At 55.3% G+C, this 19610-nt stretch carries 15 protein-coding genes (1 of these 15 cut by a window edge); 2 read left to right on the top strand and 13 right to left on the bottom strand.

Annotation, left to right across the window (positions count from 1 at the left end; all coding sequences use genetic code 11):
* Nucleotides 1-15: 15 nt before the first annotated feature.
* The 9 genes from CVU77_01105 to CVU77_01065 form a co-directional block, all read right to left on the bottom strand.
* Nucleotides 16-1035, bottom strand: coding sequence for a hypothetical protein (locus tag CVU77_01105; protein PKN02046.1), 1020 nt, complete (start codon nt 1033-1035; stop codon nt 16-18).
* Nucleotides 1032-2009: a hypothetical protein gene (locus tag CVU77_01100; protein PKN02045.1), complete on the bottom strand. Its 978-nt coding sequence runs from the start codon at nt 2007-2009 to the stop codon at nt 1032-1034. The genes CVU77_01105 and CVU77_01100 overlap by 4 nt, the downstream gene beginning before the upstream one ends.
* A gap of 1 nt (nt 2010) precedes the next feature.
* Nucleotides 2011-3348, bottom strand: a complete 1338-nt coding sequence (locus CVU77_01095) for a hypothetical protein (GenBank protein ID PKN02044.1) — start codon at nt 3346-3348, stop codon at nt 2011-2013.
* Nucleotides 3039-4547, bottom strand: a complete 1509-nt coding sequence (locus CVU77_01090) for a hypothetical protein (GenBank protein PKN02043.1) — start codon at nt 4545-4547, stop codon at nt 3039-3041. Before CVU77_01090 ends, CVU77_01095 begins: the two co-directional genes overlap by 310 nt.
* Before the next feature lie 20 nt (nt 4548-4567).
* The gene (locus CVU77_01085) at nt 4568-5953 is read right to left on the bottom strand and encodes a hypothetical protein (GenBank protein PKN02042.1); all 1386 of its coding nucleotides are present in this window, start codon (nt 5951-5953) and stop codon (nt 4568-4570) included.
* Nucleotides 5954-6026: 73 nt separating this feature from the next.
* The gene (locus CVU77_01080) at nt 6027-7874 is read right to left on the bottom strand and encodes a hypothetical protein (protein PKN02041.1); all 1848 of its coding nucleotides are present in this window, start codon (nt 7872-7874) and stop codon (nt 6027-6029) included.
* Nucleotides 7875-7981: 107 nt separating this feature from the next.
* Nucleotides 7982-9694 (bottom strand): hypothetical protein, encoded by a 1713-nt coding sequence (locus tag CVU77_01075; protein ID PKN02040.1) that lies wholly within the window; start codon nt 9692-9694, stop codon nt 7982-7984.
* Nucleotides 9691-10170, bottom strand: coding sequence for a hypothetical protein (locus CVU77_01070; protein PKN02039.1), 480 nt, complete (start codon nt 10168-10170; stop codon nt 9691-9693). The genes CVU77_01075 and CVU77_01070 overlap by 4 nt, the downstream gene beginning before the upstream one ends.
* Complete coding sequence (locus CVU77_01065) at nt 10167-10535, bottom strand: hypothetical protein (GenBank protein PKN02038.1); 369 nt, start codon at nt 10533-10535, stop codon at nt 10167-10169. The genes CVU77_01070 and CVU77_01065 overlap by 4 nt, the downstream gene beginning before the upstream one ends.
* Nucleotides 10536-10662: 127 nt before the next feature.
* Between CVU77_01065 and CVU77_01060 the strand changes: the two genes are divergently transcribed.
* Both CVU77_01060 and CVU77_01055 read left to right on the top strand, forming a co-directional pair.
* The gene (locus tag CVU77_01060) at nt 10663-11355 is read left to right on the top strand and encodes a hypothetical protein (GenBank protein PKN02037.1); all 693 of its coding nucleotides are present in this window, start codon (nt 10663-10665) and stop codon (nt 11353-11355) included.
* Nucleotides 11343-12110, top strand: a complete 768-nt coding sequence (locus tag CVU77_01055) for a hypothetical protein (protein ID PKN02036.1) — start codon at nt 11343-11345, stop codon at nt 12108-12110. Before CVU77_01060 ends, CVU77_01055 begins: the two co-directional genes overlap by 13 nt.
* Here the strand turns inward: CVU77_01055 and CVU77_01050 are convergent.
* The 4 genes in view from CVU77_01050 to CVU77_01035 are tightly spaced (each overlapping or abutting the next) and all read right to left on the bottom strand, a layout consistent with a single transcriptional unit that may run on beyond the window.
* Nucleotides 12104-12910, bottom strand: coding sequence for a hypothetical protein (locus CVU77_01050; protein PKN02035.1), 807 nt, complete (start codon nt 12908-12910; stop codon nt 12104-12106). The two genes, CVU77_01055 and CVU77_01050, sit on opposite strands and share 7 nt — an antisense overlap.
* Entirely contained in the window at nt 12903-14627 is a 1725-nt protein-coding gene (locus tag CVU77_01045) for a hypothetical protein (protein PKN02214.1), read from the bottom strand. The genes CVU77_01050 and CVU77_01045 overlap by 8 nt, the downstream gene beginning before the upstream one ends.
* Complete coding sequence (locus CVU77_01040) at nt 14519-17389, bottom strand: hypothetical protein (protein PKN02034.1); 2871 nt, start codon at nt 17387-17389, stop codon at nt 14519-14521. The genes CVU77_01045 and CVU77_01040 overlap by 109 nt, the downstream gene beginning before the upstream one ends.
* Nucleotides 17140-19610 carry the final stretch of a hypothetical protein gene (locus CVU77_01035; protein ID PKN02033.1) on the bottom strand. Its footprint extends 21523 nt past the window's final position, so the window shows 2471 of its 23994 coding nt (coding positions 21524-23994); its start codon lies beyond the right edge, outside the window; its stop codon occupies nt 17140-17142. The genes CVU77_01040 and CVU77_01035 overlap by 250 nt, the downstream gene beginning before the upstream one ends.

The raw sequence follows: 19610 nt of genomic DNA, 5'->3' as shown, positions 1-19610 counted from the left end.
ATAATCAGGTGAAGCTCAATAAGTTCGCAAAATAGTTTCCAGGCGCCGCAGATAGGTATGCTCCGCCAGCGCGAGCTTCCGGCCTGCGGACGCTATGCGCAAACGGTCGTCGGGATGCGCAAGGTAATAATCCAGTTTTACGCGGAGGTCGTAGGGGTTTTTAAAATAGACGAGATGCTCGCCGTCGGAAAATAAGGCCGCGGCATCCGGCTGCGCATCGCAGAGAACAAACGCTCCGCAGGCCAGCGCCTCATAAACGCGAGGACTCGCCTGCCGGCACGGAAAACCGCCCGCAGGGTCGGCGTAATGCATACACAGGACTATTTTTGCCGCCGAGTATATCTTTGTCCATACCGACGGCGGGGTATGCTCCGCGACAATGCGGGAGCGCAGCGCGTATGAAGACGGAATCCGCCGGACTCCCGGCCCCCAAACTCCCAAATTGTAGTCGGCGATACTCTCTAAAACGGCTGAGCGGAAAGGATATATGAGCGGATTTACGGTTCCCACAAAAACAACGTCGCGGGATAATGTCTTTTTTTCTTTATCGTCGAGCGGAGCGGGTTTGTGGTCATCTGGCGAGCAGGCGAACGGCAGCCACGCGGGGTTTTTTACGCCGGCGCGCTCAAGGATTTTCACGGCTTCGGTACCGCCGCAAAAAACCTTGTCGTATACTCTCGCGGCGGCAATGATATATTCAAAATCCGCGGACGGCGCGTCTATAGTCCAGAGAACCGTTTTTATGCCGTACGACTTGATGCGCTCTATCGAGCGGGGCGATATTCGATGCCCTCCCGTGACTATGCACAAGTCGGGACGGGATGCCTCGGCCAGACGGCAAAACCTCTCGTTCATCGCGGATAACGCCGCGTTGTCGATTTTTTTCCACGCCGAGCGCAAAAAACCGGGAACGCCGTAACTCCTGTCGTCGAAAGAGGTCAATCCGAAACCCGATTCGCGCACGGCTTTTTCGACATATTCGGTTATCGTGGGGTATCGCGGATTATGATAGCCCGCTAAAAGGATTGATTTCATTCCGCGACGCTCCGGATGTGCGAACGCCTGATTCTTAACGCAATTATTCCGAATATTCCGGCCGCGTTGAGAATGTAACCGGCCAGAATAGCGTATATTCTTGCGGGCGCCGAACCGTTTTTTCTTACACGAAAATTAAAAGGCAATGCCCGCCGGGTTCTGTCTTTCCTCTCAAAAACCGCCGAAGCGGCGTGCGCCGCGTCCAAAACCGCAAACCTGGCGAGTTCGCTTGCGGACGAATTAAGAAGTCGATACCTGATTTCGTTTTTCTTATGGATGACAAGCGTCGAAACGGAATTATTTTTTTCTATGGACTTGCTTACAAGGTGTACAACTTCGGCGGATGGCGCCACGATTATCTTATATCCCGCCCGTCGGGCGCGGGCGCAATAGTCCATATCTTCGCCGAGATAAGGATAAAAACCTTCATCGAGCAATCCGATTCTTTCGATGACTTCCCTCTTTATCATAAACACCGCTCCGATGACGGCGTCCACTTCGTAAGGATCGGACGGCGATCCGCCGAAGTTTTCCTCCGATATACCGCGAAATCCGGATGACGTCGCCATGGAACCCGCGTGTTGCGGTCTTCCGTCGGGGAAAACCAGACGGCATCCGGTTATGCCGGTACGGTCGCGCTGCGCGGCCGCGGATACCATTTTCGCAAGCCATCCGGGGTCGTCAAATCGCGTATCGTTGTTTAAAAGCGCCACAAAGTCCGGATTATGACGCCGCAAAGCATATTTTATACCGACGTTGTTACCGGCGGGGTATCCGATGTTGCGCCGGTTCCGGACCACTTCCACAGCCGGATATCGCACCGCCGCGCGGTCGGCCGACCCGTCGGTAGAGCCGTTGTCGACCAGTATAATCCGCAACGCGGCATAATCCGTGGACAGAAGAGAGCCCAGACACGAGTCAAGCATATCTCCGCCGTTCCAGTTCAACACTATGGCCGACACTCTCATATCCATATTACTTGAATGCCACCGCTTCTATTTCTTCGCCGACGTTCAGACCGAACCGGCACATCGCCGACTCGATGGCTCCGAATATCCGTCGGCACCGTCGACGTTTAATCGCGTCCAGATCGGTTATTTTCCCGTCCGAGGAGATGGCCGCGCTCGCGTCATATATGCCGGGCGCCGAATAAGGCGTAGTGCGAACCGACATCCGCGTGAAACCGGCGTCGCGCAAAATTTTTCTTATACTCCGCGCCGTAAAAATATTCAAATGTCTCGGCGGGTCGAGCGCAAAGAAATTCCGCCCGAAATGTCCGTGCGCCAAACTTTCGGCATTGGGCGTGTATATTACCATTCTGCCTCCCTTTTTAAGTATCCGCAGGCACTCGGATAAATCTTCGAGCGGGTTCGGCAGATGCTCCAATACGTGAATCATTGTAACCTGATCGGATGAGTCGTTTTTTATGGGGGCGTCTTTGAGCACTCCGCGAAAAACATCCAGGCCCGACCGAATGGCCGGCTCCGAGGCGGCCGAATCCGGTTCTACGCCATATACGCGCCATCCCAAGGATTTCATCTTATTGAGATAAACGCCGTTGCCGCAACCGACATCCACTATAATCCCGCCCGGAATAAATACAGGCAGGCGTTCTGCGAGATCGTATTTCGCGCGTCGGTCAAGCAAGGGAATAAACGACAGCGCGGGGCCGAGACGACAAATACCGTGATTCGTATGCAAATGCTTATATCCGTAACGTCCGCAGAGTATGGCTTCCCGAAAAGCGTCGCGAAGCCCCCCCAACGGCCTGAATCCCGCGGTCGCAGAGATGTGTTCGGGCGCAGCGCGGTGGGTATAATATTCTGTGTAACACTTGGGAAGGTCGGATTCCGCAGGACGCGGGTCAATCCACAAAAGACCGCAGGCGCGGCACTTTTTGAAACCGAATTGTCCCTGAACTCCGAAAAGTCGGTCGGGAAGTCCGGCGTACAACACAGATCCCGCGCTTCCGCAAATCGGACATACGGGAACGGCATTGAATCTCATGACAGGCGTTCTCCCCTGAAATTCAAAATAAAAAAACGGGCTCTTCTTTTGTCGTTTGAATCCAGACCGAAGAACCAGACCATAACCGCGTACGCAGTGAATATCGACAGAATCCCGCCGATGCCGGAAACACTTAAAAACTGCGGATTCATTATCCTCAATAAGCCAAGAGCCGAAGCGACCGCGGCCGACGGCAAAAAGATTCTGCGGGCCATCCGCAGATACCATTCGCCCAGGCCGACGCCCAACAACCTGCAGGAAGCCGCCTGAAGAAGCATGGCGTCCACCGCGACACGACCGAGCCATACCGCGGCGGCGCCCCTGGCGCCGAAGCGGGCTACAAAAAAATACGCCAAGGGCAGGTACACCACCGCCTGCGCCGCATGAAAAAGCGCGGGAATCGCGGGTTTGCCGTAACCCTGAATGGCCGTGATGGAAGGATAGGCGGTGGCGTTTATTACGCCCGCAAGAGAAAGCATCGAAAGAACCCCTGCCGACTTAACCGCAAAGTCCTCGCCCATCCAAAGTCCCAAAAACCGTTCCCCGAAAAAAATAAAAAACAGCGCGGGGAACCAACTGATAAAAAAAACATAGACGGTACTTTTAAAATGAAGCTCCCTGTTAACGACATCGCCGCTGTCCGCGCACTGGTAGAAACTGTACGCAGGAAATAAAACGGAAGCAAGGGAAGACGGGATAACGCTTAAATATTTCACCACCGAAAACGGCACGTAATAGTATGTCAGAGCCGCCGACGACCTCAGCGCCGTAAGAAACAGCTTTTCGGCGTTCGACAAAAAAGGCCCTATTACCGTCGTAACGGTGATAAACCCCCCGTATTTCAACATTTTCACGAAAACAGCCGTGTCCCATCGCGACGGGACACTCAACGCGGGCACGGCCAGCGCGGCATATCTCCAGTAGAGACCCGCTCCGAGAAATTGCGTAGCCACGTTGGCAACAACTATCTCTTTAAGAGAAAACCCGAGTTTCAGTAAAACGACCGCGCCAAGCGTTTGAAGCGTTCCCAAAACCATGCCGATACGATTGAGCGGTCCGAATCTCCCCGCGGCTTTAAGAACACCGCTGACCACAACCGTTATCATGGACACGCCGAATCCCACTCCCGCGGCGCGCAAAGCGAATGTAGCCGCAGGCGCCAGAGTTTCCGGCATCTTTAAAACACGGGACACTATGGCGGGCGACAAAAACCATATCATCGCCGCGGCAAGCGTCCCCATGAAAAAATACACGTACACGCACGACCAAAAAACGGCGCGCGCTCCGGCTTCATCCTTTTTTGCAAGGTGCTCCGAAATATATTTTACCGACGCGCTGCCGATTCCCAGCTGCAGAAAGGCAAAATATCCCACCACAACGCCCACCAGCGCGTAAACCCCGTAGAGTTCGGCTTTCAATTCGCGCACGATGTACGGCATCGCAAAAAAAGATATTACCAACATCCAGCCGTAACCGACGAAGTTCCAGATGGTATTGCCTATCATCTTCTGCGCGCTATGTCCGCTCAACTTGCCTCCGCTTTTTCCGTCGGGCCGTCCGCGCCGGATTCGCGGCGCCACCGCGCGGCCACTATGGCTCCCAGCAGGAACCAAAACGGCGTCATAATTCTTACGATTATGAAAGTATTCACTCCGATACCCTGCACCAGCAGTCCCGCAAAGGCCGCCAGAAAACCCGCCGCGACCGAGCGGACCAGAATATCGTCGGCATTTTTAATCGCCCGCTTTACCTCCATAAAAATTGAAGCCATGAGCCACGCGAAAATACCGAATCCGATAAGTCCGAATTCCCCCAAAATTCTCGGATACTGAGTATCCACCAGTCCCACGCCCGTGGCGCCGTATCCCAAAAGCGGACGTGTCGGCAGCCATTGCGAGAAAATCCTCTTCCAACTGTCGAGGCGAGCCGCGGCCGAGAGTTCCAAATCCATCCCGAACTCGGTTCGGGGACCCGTAAAAGTTTCCTGTAAACGTTTTACCGCGTCTCCGGTAAGGCCGGGCGCCAGCACGGGCGCGCCGACAAGGAATGCAAGCATCCCCAGAATAAGAGTCAACTTCCTTTTCGGAGAAAATATCACAAGCGACGGGAGCGCGACGGCAATGGCATAATACGACGCGCGGGAAAGTGTCCTTACGAAAGGAGGCAGAGCGAAAAGAAAAAGCCCCAGCGACAGCAACCTGACAGGCATCGCCTCGGAATTAGCGAAAAACGCCAACGCCAGCGACATTATGATAATAAGATACCCTCCGAGAGTGGCCGACTCTCCGGTTCTCCCCGTCGCCTCGTGATCAAACGGCGAATAAACTCTCTCGACGGTCGGGAAAAGAGAATACGCGTAAATGCAAACGATAATCGCCGTCACGACTCCGGCAATTATCACGCGCTTCAGGGTTTCGCGGGAAGTTATCAAGTTTGAAGCGATCCAAAATAAAATAAAATACTGCACATATTTAAAAACGAAGAACATCGAAGCGAGCGGCTTGAGCCGGCCCTCTATGTTGCCTATGGCCGTCGAGAGAAAATATACGATTATCATGGCGATAAGAGGCCTGTCGATGGGAGTGCGGACAAACTTTCTTGCGTGCGGGTTGACCGCGTGGTAGGTGACGTAAGATATAAAAACGGCTATCAGCAGAAAATCGTCTATGCGTACGGTTATGGAACGTCCGGGTATCTGGGCGAGCTCGATTTCGGGAGAAAGCATCATCGAAAAAACCAGCAGGATAAGACCGTGCTCCGGATTCAAAAAAGTGACGGCGCCCGCCGCAAGAGCCAGAACCAGTCCCGTCACAAAAAACATTTCCCCGCCCGAAATGAGCCGTCCGAAAACCAAAATGAGGACAAGAGCAATCGCGGCGGATACGGCTTTTATAAAGTTATTGGCGGGCATCGGCGGTCCTTATTGAGCTTCGCATAATAGGGACGGATTTGAAAACGGCTAAGGGATTTACGACGGCAGGTTGTCATCCCTTGTGGTAATACTTGTAGGTGTAGTAATAACCGTAGCGGTGCTGCATATCGGAGGCCTTAATGTCATTAAGAACCACGCCGACCAGATTTGCCTTTACTCCGGCGAGTTGATCCTTGGCTCTTTTAAGAGCGTTGCGAGACATCTTTCCGACCTGATAGACCAGAATTGTGGCGTCGGCGATACTCGATATTATCAGAGGGTCGGCGAACAGAAGCACCGGCGGGCAATCGAGTATCACAAGCTCGAAACTCTGGGAAAGCGACTTGATGAAAGTTTTAGTCGAGGCGGAATTAAGAAAATCAATGGGATTGGTGGGTATTTCGCCGCAGGTGACAATTTTAAGATTTTCTATGCCGGGCACGTCGATAATATGTTCCACCGACAATTCGCCGAGCATCAAGTCCGCCGTCCCTTTGACGATATCAGCCGGAGGTTTGCCTATGACGCCCTCGGTAATCCCCGGTATCCTCGGCAGACCGAGAATTTTATGAAGCAGCGGCCGGCGAAGATCCATTTCGACAATGACCGTCTTTGTCCCCGACTGCGCCGCCGCCAGCGCGAAGTTTATCGCGGTGATGGTTTTTCCCTCGGAAACGCCCGCGCTGGTAAAATTAATGACGTTTCCTTTTTCTTTGAAAGCCGTAAACTGCAGGTTCGTGCGCATCGTGTGATACGCCTCCACAAACGGCGACTTGCCGGAGTGGAAAATTATCATCAGCGAGCGCTGCGCCGATATTCTGTCGCTTTTCTTGGACGTCTTGAGTTTCGTCGGCGACTCGTGCGGGATAATCCCTATGACGGGTATGCCCAGAAATTGTTCCACGTCTTCTATCGTGCCTATGGACGTGTCGAGATTCTCGAAAAACAGAGCCATCAGAAAGCCGAAGAATATCCCTATGAAAACGCCGACCGTCATATTCATGGCGCGGTTGGGTTTCACCGGACTCGACGGCTCGACCGCCGGAGTGACTATCGAGGCGGTCCGCTCGCGGTCGGCCTCGGCGATTTCGGCCTCTTTGTAACGCTTGGCCAGGAGGGTGTAGAGTTCTTCGTTGATTTTTACTTCGCGGGTGAAGCGCGCGTATTCGAGTTCCTCTTTGGGTAAATCTCTCATCTGGAGTTCGACGGCGTTTATCTGATCGGAGAGTTGCCTGACTTCGGGATGCTGCCCTGTGTATTTTTTCAGAAGTTCGCTTTTTCTCGTCTCAAGATCGACCATGCGCGAGGCCAGAAATCCGCCCGTCCCCTTGGCTCCCGACATTTCGGTGAATTTTCTTAAACTTTCCTCGGCGGACTTAAGGCGCGAGTGGGATTCGTCCATCTGCCGTTCTATGAACTCTTTGAGCTCGCGCGCGCGGCGCGAACGGTCTTCTATGCCTTTTTCTATATAGGTGTCGGCCGTGGCGTTGGCTACGATCGCCGTGTTGCGCGGATCGGACGAGGCGGCGTTTATTCTTATGAGATTTGAATCGCCCACGCGCTCGGCGTCCACCATATTTTGCAGAGACAGAATAATCGCCTGCCTCTCGGATTCGCTCATTTTGTCGTCGAGCATTCCGAGTTTGCGGGCGGTGCGTTCAGCGACCACCGCGCTTTTGATGACCTTGACCTCGGTGTTGAGCGCCATATACATATCCCAGCCGGACTGGTCCACAGCCACGCCGGGAATCGCTTTGGGCTGCTCGACTTTGACTTCCGCCGTGGCCCTGTATAAAGGCGTTTGCATATCCGTGTATACGTAGGTCGAAAACACGGTGGCGACCGCAACAAAAATAATGACCCATCTCTTTCTGCGGAGAATGCGCCAGTAATCGTGAATGCCCAGGGTGTATTGAGTCATATATTTAAGTGGTTAGTGGTTAGTGGTTAGTGGTTAGTGGTTAGTATTTTTCTGCTATTCACTCGCCACTAACCACTCGCCACTGCCTTTTACACTCGCCACTGCCTTCATAACCCGCCCCGTATAACCAGAATGAGCGAAATAAGAGTCAGCCAGGGCAGCGCGCTGGACGCCCACCAATTCGCGGTCGATATGGATTTTCTGGGGATATAAACCGTGTCTTCCGGCGCAAGCGGCACGTCGCTTGTGTGTCCTTTGAGTACGGCGTCAAGGTCGACCTTTATGGACTTTGTGTCGGCTCCCTGCTTTCGCAGTATGGTGACTTCCTTTACGCGGGCCGTGTCCAGAAAACCGCCCGACATCGAGACGATTTCGACGACTTTCATCCCATCTTTGTAATCGTAATATCCGGGCGTTCTGACATCGCCGAGCACGGATATTTTTTTAAAGCCGGCCGGCACTTCGACTATATCCTGCGGCTCCAGCGCGAAATCTTTTGTAAAATCGCCGGAACGCATTAAATCTTCGACGTCGACGATAAACGTTTTGCGGACGGCGCCTTCGCCGCGCAACACCTTTACGTTTTTACGGTCGGCGCGGTCGGTAAATCCGCCCGCCTGCGAAATCAGCTCCAAAAGGCGCATGCCTTCTTTGTAGGGGTAGCCGCCCGTGGATTTAAGTTCGCCCGTGATGAAAATCGTGCGGCGGGCGTACTGTCTGACCGTGACGGAAACTTCGGGATTGGTAATGTATTTTGAAAGCGCGATTTTTATGTCCTCGGCAAGTTGCGCGGGAGTGATTCCGGCGGCGCGGACGATTCCCGCCAGCGGAAGAGATATTTCTCCGCCGGGATTGACGGTAACTTCGCGGGTTATTTCCTCGGCGGGCGTAACGGTCACATAAAGCACGTCGCCGGGCTCGATTTTATACGCCGCCCGCGCCGCGGCCCGGGGGTCGAAAGATGAAGACGTCGCGGCGACGGCAATAGGCGTCGATGCCAAGACCGACGGCGCGGTGACAGTTACGGGCAATGCGGCGACGGGCGCCGCCGACGAGGTCGAAGAAATCGCGGCGGCGAAAGCCGTGACCATCTTTCCCTTTTCAGAATCGTCCTTGGCGACAATCAGCAAAAAACCCGACGTCGAGTCCTTGAACGTGTGGCGGACGTTTTTTTTGAGATATACGACCATTCTGGCAACCGGCGACGGTTCTTTGTCGAACTGCGCCGTTCTTATCCGCTCGATAGTCGCGCCGCCCACGGCGATATCCTTATCCGCCGACGGCAGCGCCTCCGTAAGTCCATAGAAATCGGCCACGATTTTAGGCGGAACTTTCGGATCGGGATCTTTGAGCACAAAAACGTTGCGGCTGTCGGGATTATCGGAAACTACGAGTATTTCCACGACGTCGGCCTTTTCCGTGACCTGAACGGACGACAATCGCCGCCGCGACGGGGACTTCGGCTTGGACGGTTCGGCCTTAACCGATGCCGTCGAGGCAGAAACCGTTACGGACTCGGACGAGGGCGCCCGCTCGCTGTCGCGTATGGCGCGCCGGCGGGCTATTTCCTTGTCAATCCTGCCGATGTCCAGACCGGCGGCCTCGTATTTTTCTCTGATACGGAGCAATATGGCAAGTCGGTCGTTGTTGTTGAGTTTTTCGGAAGTTGAAGTTTTTTCGTAGTACTTAAGCGATGCGTCGAGGTCTTTCGCGGTGAGTTTCGGGGCGGAATCCGAAGCGGCGAATACGGCGCAGGGAACGGCGTATGCCAGAAAAACGCAGGCAAATACGGCCGATAGGACTGCCGCGATTTTTTTCATTTGTCGTCGGGCGTGAAAGGTTTGACTTCCAGGGACGAACTTACGAACCCGCGGCCTGTATCCTTGGTCTTGGGATTATTAAAATCCCTGACCGGACGGCCGTCGACTATAAAATTATAGGCGTAATCGCCGGGAACGATTTTAAGAGCTACCGTCCACATGCCGGAAGCGTCCTTCGTCATACCCTGAGGTGTCCAGTCGTTAAAATCTCCGACGATGGAAACCTTTTTTGCGGCGGATGATTTTACCGCAAAAAGAATATTTCTGAGCCCGGTTTCCGACGGAATCGACGGAAGCGACGCATTCGCAGGGGGAACCGCGGCGCGCTTCAAAATATCTTTTCTGCTGACTTCATAGCGTTCCTTAAGCTCGGACTGACGGGCATGGTAGGCCGCGCGGGAATACATGACGTATGCGCTTGCCGCCAATGTAAGAAGCACCACAAAAAAATCGAAACTGAAAATATTTTTTTTCACTTCTGCTCCGAGCCCGACAAACCCGCCAGTATTTTATACATGGCGTCGAGTTTGACGGCAATGTCTCCGCGCACGGTCGTGTCCGCCGGAGAGCCGCCCGTCTGTATTTTTGCGTCCAATTCATCGAGACGCTTGCTGATGGCTATGATATTTTCAAGGAGAAGCTGGAATTTGGCGTCCTGCGACAGATTGACGGTGGCATCATGCGCTTCACCGGCGGAATCACGATTGGCGGCGCGCGAGGCGCCCCTGTCTTTAAGAGCCGATACCAGCATCCAGAGGCATATCGACAGCGCCGAAATAAAAACGACTGCCGCCAGTTGGAAAACAGGGTCTTTTATCGTATCAGATACTATGAATCCCATTTGAACCCTCTTATTATTCGCCCGCCGAAAATCGCCAAAAACTACCCGTGACATCATCGGTCAAAACAACCGCGAAATTATACAAAATATTCAGGTTAATCGACAAAAAATATATACTCTGAAACGGATGCGGCGCGGCCGCGATGTCCGATTACCGCGCGCACAGCCGATTCAAAAAAATATGCTGCTAATTTCAAAGATATCCAAGGGATTTCGCGGGCGGGCCGTCTTCGACGACGCATCGCTCCGCGCGGCCCGCGGCGAAGCCGTCGTATTGACGGGCGCCAACGGAGCCGGCAAGACAACGCTGCTGCGCATAGCGGCCGGAATTCTTCCGCCCGACGCCGGCGACGTCCGTCTTTGCGGAACGGAATGCCGCGGCGGGTATTCGTCGCGCGCTTACAGAGAACTTGCCGGATACGTTTCATCCGACGATAATTCTTTTTATGGTATGCTCACCGCGAAGCAAAATCTGGATTTTTTCGCCGGACTGCGCGGTCTTAATAAAATTCCCGATGCCGTTCTGGAGCGGGCGGAAATGCTGGATGTGTCGGGATTTCTTGACACAACTTTCGCGTTTCTTTCAAAGGGAACTAAACAGAAATTTTCATTCCTGAGGGCGTTTATGGGAGAGCCCAAAGCGATTTTCGCCGACGAGACCGACGCAATGGATCCCGCTTCGCAAAAAAAAGCCGATGATATGCTGTCCGAATTCGCCGGCAACGGCGGCATAATCCTGTGCGTCGGCAAGGGCAGGGCCGGATTCGCCGCAAAACGATATTTGATTGAAAACGGAAGGTTGACCGAATGCGAACGCTGAAACTTCTCAAAACTTTTTTCTTGAGGGATATGGCCATCGAGAGGGCTTACAAGTTCCGTTTTTTTATATCGGCGGCGGACGGTCTGACAAAGGCAGTCATATTCTATTTCATAGGACGGCATTTGTCGCCGGCTTACTTCGCCTATGTTTTTGCAGGCATAGTTTTCGGAAGATTTTTCCACTATTTCTCCTCGGCGTTCACGAATTTCATAAAACACGAACAGCACCGCGGGACTATGGATATGATTGCGGCCTCGCCCGCCGGCGTGCCGACGGCGGCCTACGCCGCCGTGGCGGCGGGACTTCCGCGTTTCATACTGGAAATATCCGCGCTGGCCGCCGCCGGAGCGGCGCTCGGCTTGGGCGCGAAAATATCGTCGACACCGGCTATAGCGGCGGCGGCGGTTATCACATCGGTTTTTTTTGCGGCGATTGGAGTGACATTCGCGGGGTTGGCCTTCGACGTAAAAAGGAGCGAACAATCCGGATGGCTCTTCGCTTCGCTGGTAGAGATACTCAGCGGAGTTTATTTCCCGACCGAGGCGCTTCCGCCGGCGCTGCGCGGGATAGCTTCGCGTCTGCCGACGACGATACTTCTGGATATGTGGCGGGCGGCGCTGTCCGGAGAGGGTAACGGATTTGTTCCCGTCGCGCTGGCCGCGGCGGCCGCGGCGCTATCGTTATCGGCGGCGGATTTTTATTTCAGGGGAGCCCTGCGCAGGGCAATGAAACGGGGCGACGCTTCGATTTATTGACGGCGAGCGGGAATAATTGACGATGCCGCTGCGCAAACCAACGAACCGGCCGCGGCGGCGAGTATGGCAAAAGGGCGGACGAATCTTCTAAGCATCACACCCGCCCGCGACGAGGCGTCGTACCTACGGGCTATAAAATCTTCGGAAGGAAATAAAACTCCGGCGGCATAGGCCGCTTTTTTTTTGGGCGAGCCCATCAAACCGAACCGTCTTACAAAACCCGCCGACGGGACAGCCCCGTCGACGAAAAACGCGGAAGCCGGATTAAGCAGGCCGGGGCATAACTCTTCCGCTCTCGCGCGGCCTTCGCGGACGGCGGACGGGCCGAAACGATTTTCTATAACTTCCAGATCCCCTCGCCATCTGCCGTCGAGCCCGCCGTGCTGCGCCGCGTGTATGATTATGTCGGCGCATAAATCCGCCGCTGAAAATATCCGCGCGTTCGGCGGAATGCCGTCGGCGGAGGCGGATTCGGACTTTATGCGCGCGAGGTCGCGGGATGAAGCGTACCATAAATTCGTGTGCACGTCGAAGGGTCTGACGGTTCCCGAAACGCTCTCAAAGGTCTGGGAATCCCCTGTTCTTTTGGCAAAACCCATACGGATCAAAACCGCGGAGACGGCGGCATAGTCGTCGACAAGGATGTCGGTATCTTCCATCAGGCGGGTTGCGACGGCTTCGGGGCTTATATTTATTATAGCCGCGCCCTTCAATAAATATATTGCCGCCGGCGAGACCGACCTTGCGAGTTCGTCGACGGCGGACATAGCCCTGATATTGTCGTAAAGGATTCTATTCATACACTGCTTGAAAATCAACGGGTTGCTCCGACTTTATCTCGTATACAAAACGTCCATTAGAAGTCCCTCCGGCGGAAGCCGCCTGCCGCGGCGCCTCAACGACAGATACTTTCGGCGGGACACCGACGGCCGACGGGGGCATCAGAGCCCTCGCGGATTTGATTTTTCCGGATGTCTCGATTACCACTGTCACATCGCTTAACCGCCCCGGCGCGTCCATCCTGAAATAATACTCCGACGAAGAATCGTCCGGCGCGCGGCGCACCGCCGTGCGCAATGCCGCGCCGGAGAAAACACCGCGCGCGGAGATCGACGCTCTGAAAGATTTGATGCCGTCGCGGGACGGCTCGGAGAATATCGATCCCGTAACTCCCGTCGCGGAAACTATGCCGGGCGTAAAAATAATCGTGGATGAAGAAAATTCTGAATCCGGCGGCGTCCGGGATTCTGCGGCGGGCAACGGCCCGCCCCGGGGCAGCGCCACATCAATCCGCGGTATCGTCCGCGGCGCGGAACCCGATGCGGACGGTTCCCCGCGGGGGGCGATTTTTTCGTCGACGCCCGCGATACGCGGTCCGAAAACCGCGCTCAATGTTATTTTGTGGGAATTCCCGAGCGCGCCGTACGGGTTGAAGGAATAATCCAGCCGCAGGTCGGATATTTTTACCCCGGCGCCGACGGCAAGACCGCTCAAATCATCGAGTTCAGGGCCGTTGAAACGGTAACGGTAACCCGCGCGCACGGCGAACATTTCGACGGGAAAGTATTCCGCGCCCGCGCGCAGCGACGGATAATTATCGTTCGGAAACGAGATTTCGACGGCGCTTCTTAAAAATCCCGACGACGGGAATTTTTTAGACCACGCGGCGCCGAGATTCGCGGACAGCGGAAGCGGATAGCTTTTTTCCCCGACGGCAAGGGAAGTGCCCGCGTTTTTAATCGTTCCGGCAAGCGATATTTCATCCGAATATTCGTACAAAACGCCGATATCCGAGGCGACTGCCCGGCCGGTTCTGTCGTCGATGGTCTGATTTATGACTTTTACGGCGGCGCCGGCCGACAACTTCGCGCCGAATCTTCGCGCGGCCGCCACGGACAATGCCGCGTCGTAAGCCGCGAAATATCCCTCCACCGGCGACAATGGTTCAAACGGGTCGTCCTCGTTGAGACCGCCGCGCCTCTCGATATCCGCGGGCGTATAAAGCCCGTAAAACGCGGCGCCCCACCGGTATTTTCCTTTCAGTCCTCCGACGTATCCGACGTAATCGTGTCTTATGCCTTCAAAAGATTCGTTATGAGCCGCCACAACCTCTCTGCGCGGAACCGACATAAGTCCCGCCGGATTCCAGTAGACGGCCGTAGCGTCGTCGGCGATACTTGTGAACGCTCCGGCCATTGACGACGCGCGCGCGCCGGCGCCAAGCTTGAGAAACGCCGCCGCCGTAGTACCCGCGTCGGGATGTATGGACACGGCGCAGAAAGACGGACGGACCATCGAAAAAATCAGTTTATCCCCGATAAAGACATTCGGGGACGAATCCATACTACGACGGAAAATCTGGATTCCCGCTTTCGCGGGAATGACATAACAAGGGTTTTTCAACTGACTCAATTTATGACGGCCAGCTTTTTCTTTAGCGACTTTACGGCTCCCGAAACCGAGCGCGCCTCTATTCTCCAAATATAAACTCCGCTGGCGACGCGCGACGCGTCCCATTCCAATTCCGAGGCGATGCCCGCCGGATTATCCGCGCGTTCCAGACGCGCCACGATTTCACCCGCCACGTTGTAAATCTCAATGGTAACGTCCGCTTTGTCGCCGAGATAATACTTAAAATGAGCTTTCGAGCCGCGAGTCGGGTTGGGATACACATAAGTGCCGTCGAATGAGATAAGTTCTTCCCGCCCGGGCAGATATTCCATAATGGCGTAAAGTGAAAAGCCCGGGATTTCGGCGCCGACTTTCCGGGCGGACGTGTCGACAAAAGAAGTGTTGACCGCCCGCCACTCGGATTTATCCTCGGAATATCTGTAAATTCTCAGATTGTCCGCATTCATTCCGGATATGTCGGCGGCGGAGTAGGGAATTTTGATGGTGACGGGGACAAGAAAACGCAAGAGTTTTTCGCCGTTGGCTTTAGTGGCGCCGAATTCATAAATCCTCGATGTCTTTTTCGCCCAGCGCGGAACCCCGCCATCGGGTATCGACGAAGGAATGCGTATGCCCACGAAAATGGTCTCATCCGTCGCGCCGGCGGGTATATGCGCCTCAACCACCGTGCCGTCGGGCAGGGACAGTAAAATTTCCGCCGCCGCGCCAGGCGCGACTTCTTTGCCGTCGAGTATCGAAAAAGCCGACGCCTCCGCGGAAAACTCCGTAGAATCGCTCAAAGAATCGTAGGCCTTGAGACGGTAATAGTAAGTGGTGTGGTCCACCGTCGAGGCATCCTCGTATGAAGTCGAACCGGCGAAAGCCGTCGCAATCCGGACGAATCCTCCGCCCGAAAAAGTGCTTCTGTAAATCTTGTAGCCCGCCACGTCGTTATTGCCCGCGCCGTCGTCGGCGGATTTCGACCACCGCAGGATTATGCGCCCACCGCCGTCGAAAGGTTTGTCCGATGCGGACGGATTAGTCGGCGGGGCCGGCGAATTATTCAGGGTAAAACGACTGAAAGCCCGCCGCGATACCGAAGAATTGGCGGTAAGCCGCAACACATAAGCTCCGTCGGCGACGCCCGAAGCGTTCCACTGCGCCACGGCAATATTTTCCCCCGAGGCGGCGGAGCCCTCGGATACGGACGCCCAGACGGAATCCGTCTCCTTTCTGTACTCAAGCGTATAATCGTTCACTGACTTGTCCGTGATGGCAGCGGTAACAGTCACGGAGTTTACCGCAACGTCGTAATCGTCGGGGTAAGTCAGGGATATTTTCTTTTCACAGTCGAACGCCCAAAACCTTCCGCCCAGAGTTCCGGCAAAAACTCTTCCGCCGGAAACGACACAGGATCCGGCGGAACCGGAGCCGAGCCACACGCCCGTGCTCTGCTCCACCGCGGCGCCGGTAAACGGCTCGACAAAAGAACCCGAAGAAGTCAGCACCATCAGGTATCCGTCGCCGGACACTATAAAGACAAGATCGTTGACTAAGACAGGAGAGGGCATGCGCCCGCCCGAAGGCGGAGTTCCGGTATTGCGCGCCCAAATCGTGGTTCCGTCGGCCAGAGAAAATTTCAGCAGCGTCAGTCGGGAGGAGTCGGAGCTCACGGCTACGTAACCGTAGGAATCGCCTATGGCCAGCGAGGAAGCGCTCATAGGGACGCGCGCCAGCGGCGGCGTTTTCCATATTTCGTCGCCGTGAATGTCGAAAGCCATCACGCGGCGTTCGTCGCCGTCGGTGGCCGCGTATATTTTCCCGTCCTTTATGGTCGGCGTTATGTACTTGATTCCGCCGAAGGTCTGAATTGGGACGGTCTGCGAAGAATCAAGGTCGATTATGTTTATTTTGCCGTCGTTGGTTCCCACGGCGAGTATCCCCCCGTCGACGGCAGGCGAGGAAAAACCGTAGAGCGAAAGCTGAATTTCTCCGAGCAGCGCGCCCGTGGCAGGATTAATTTTGACCAGCGCCGAGCCCGGAGCGCCGGACATAAAATACAGCGTGTCCCGGTAAACAATCGGCGACGAGACGTTGCTTCTTCCGGTCGACAATGTCCACACCGGCTCGCCGGTCGCGCGATTAAAACAGTAGACCACGCCGTCCTTAGAAAGGGCTATGAGATAATCTTTCCACACACAGGGGGTCGAATCGACCCAACCCGACGTGGACTGCTGCCAGAGGACTTCGCCGTCCGAGGCGCGCCACGCCCACACGGAGCCATCGCGGGAACCGGCATAAACCGTGTCACCGTAAACCACCGGAGAAGCAAAGAACGCTCCTTGCACGGTATAACTCCACAACGGCGTCAGTTTCGGGCGGGCGTATTCCATAGCGTCTCCGGTTCTGGAGGCGTTTTTGCGATAGGAAGTCCACGATGCGGCGCGAGCCGGAGCAGCTGAAAACAACAAACCAAAAAACATTGTCATTGCGATGACCCCGCACTTGATGCGGGGGACGAAGCAATCTCGCCGTTGTAAGATTGCCGCGTCGTCATCAAGTGTGAACACTTGATTCCTCCTCGCAATGACCTTAATGGAAACAGCGTATGGTTTTTCCATAACTTTACCTATAACTTTTACGGTTGCACGCAATACATTTTTCCGTCGGTGGAACCGAAATATAATCTGCCGACAGCTCCGTCGTATACCGGAGACGTCCTGACTTTGCCGCCGGTAGCCACGGGGAATCCTGGCAGCATAGAACCGTCGGTCATGTTCAATCCGTAGAAATATCCGTCGTCGGAACCGAAGAATACTTTGCCGGGTCCGAGCCATGAAAGCACCACAGGATCCGTCCTTATGGGTCCGCCCGTGGCAAAACTCCATATATGTTCGCCGGTCAAAGCGTTAATCTTGTAAAGTTTGCCGTCGTCGCAGCCGAAATAAACATTGGCAGGCGACTCCCAATCGTACCAGGGGGAAGACCTGACCGCGGAAGAAAGCGCGACATCCGTCCAGCCGTCGGGCGATGACGTCAGGTTCGACGACAGCCGCTTTCTGAGCTTGCCGTCGTCGGATCCGAAAAAGACGTGATGAGTGTTCAGATTAGAGTCGTATTTTCCGGAGACGAGATATGGCGATGTGAAAACTCCGGAGAGTCCCGTCAGTTCCGTGACCTTGGTACCGTTTACGTTTTCTATCCTGTACATCCCTCCGCCCGACGTGCCGAACCATATCGCGTTGACGTCGGGAGTCCAGTCGTCGACCACGGGCGTTTTCACCTGGGCGCCGGAAATGCCGGGCGAGTTTTGCCATCCGCCGTCGGGAGCGGCGTCGTTTCCGTCATGATATATCTTATAGAATCTCCCCTCCTGGGTCGCCGCCAGATAATACGGAGGCAGAGAGCCGGTAGGCGAAATGGCCGTCACGCGCGAAGCATTGAGATTTCTGCTCCATAGGATTTCCGCCGATGTTACGTTATCCTTAATTTTTATCAGATTTCCGTTCGCTGTGGCGACATAGGCCACGGTGGACGCCTCAAACCCCATCCTCGACGGAGAATAAACCTCCGTGACGGGGCTTTGCGCGTCGAAAGTCCACTTCGCGCCGCCCGAAGCGTTGAATGCCCGGAGAATACCGTCGGCGCCGCCGGAGAAAGACGTTGTGACGGTTCCGGCTGCGTTCACCGCCAGCTGTACCTGCTCGTTGGCTTCGTCTCCCGCCGGCGCGACCGCGACGGGATACGAAGTCCCCGCGGGAGTGGGCGCGGGCGATATTATGGCCGCGCTCGAAGTTGTCACCGGAGCGGAAGCCGCGGCGGATTGTCTCTCGTCGGACAGCGCTTCGCGCAGGACTATCGCGGACGGATCGAAAAACGCCTTGAATCCCGCGGGCGTCGCCTGATGAGCCCAAGACGATATCTCCACGACGACAAAATATGTTTTGGGCGACGTCGACATAATCACGGCGGACGTCTCGTTCGGCAGCGAGATATACAGCGTCTGCGAACCGCCCGCCAAATTGAAATCCTCCGCGAGGATTTCTCCGACTGTTTCGGTGTCGAGCCCCGAATAATAAGTTCCGTCGCCGCCGACGTCGGCCACGAACATAATTCTTTTGAACATTGCGGCCGCGCGCGCGGTGGAAAGCGCCGCGCCGTCGGGCTCAAGAAGTTTTATTACAAGAGTTTCGGCCTCGATACCCGCGGAGCCGGAGGGTGACTTATTGTTTATCCGCACGGCAAACAACAGCGCCTTCTGCGAATTATTAAACCGCGCCGCCGACGACGCTATCGCTGTCGCCGACGCCGAGTGCACGGCGGCATCGCAGTAAAGACCGTCGACGGTAACGGCGCTCGAGGCGGCCGAACCGTTATCCGCCGCAAGAATCATCCTGTAACCGGAGCCGTCCACCAGCGGCAGGCCGTCGGCGTCGGGGTAATTCACCCACAAAACCGACGTGGACTGCGCCGTCGTATATGACGAATCCAGCGCCAAATCGGCAAAACGATACCTGTGCGGCGAATTGGGGTCGGGCGCGCCGTGGGTTCTTACAAACCACACGGAATTGTAACGCCCTTCCGAGAAGTCCTCGCCGAGGGTAACCGATATTTTTCCGAGCCGCGGCATATACGCTCCCGCCGTCGGATAGTGAATTTGACTTGAGGCGGCCGGCACGGGATTGTAATTCCGCGCCGCGTAAGTTTTGGCTTCAAGCGCTTGAAAGTCGACGGCATTGGAACCGCTGTCCGTTCCGTCCGTCTGATATCTGCCTATCGAATGAACGGCTCCTGCCGGAGCGCCCTGAATATAGGCGAGAGATTCCGACTTGTAATTTTTGTAAGCGTACTGCCATGTCACGCGGTCTACGACCTGTCCCTGAGCGTTTTCAAGCGCGATGAAATCCGACGACGCGGCGAGTCCGGACGCGCCGAAAGCCGCGGCGTAACCCGCGCCGCTATCGTCGACGGAAGAGAAATCGACTACGGCGAATGACGCGGGATGCAGCTTGCGGCCGAAACTGAAAAGGTATCCGCCGGAATTCCTGATGTTCCATCCCGAAAGCGTCAGGGTTGATTCGGAAGTATTGTAGAGTTCGACGAATTCTT

This window comes from Elusimicrobia bacterium HGW-Elusimicrobia-1 (assembly GCA_002841695.1).
In the GTDB taxonomy this organism is placed as follows: Bacteria; Elusimicrobiota; Endomicrobiia; order PHAN01; family PHAN01; genus PHAN01.
The sequence above is the reverse complement of the archived record's forward strand: the minus strand, read 5'-3'. Positions and strand labels throughout refer to the sequence as shown.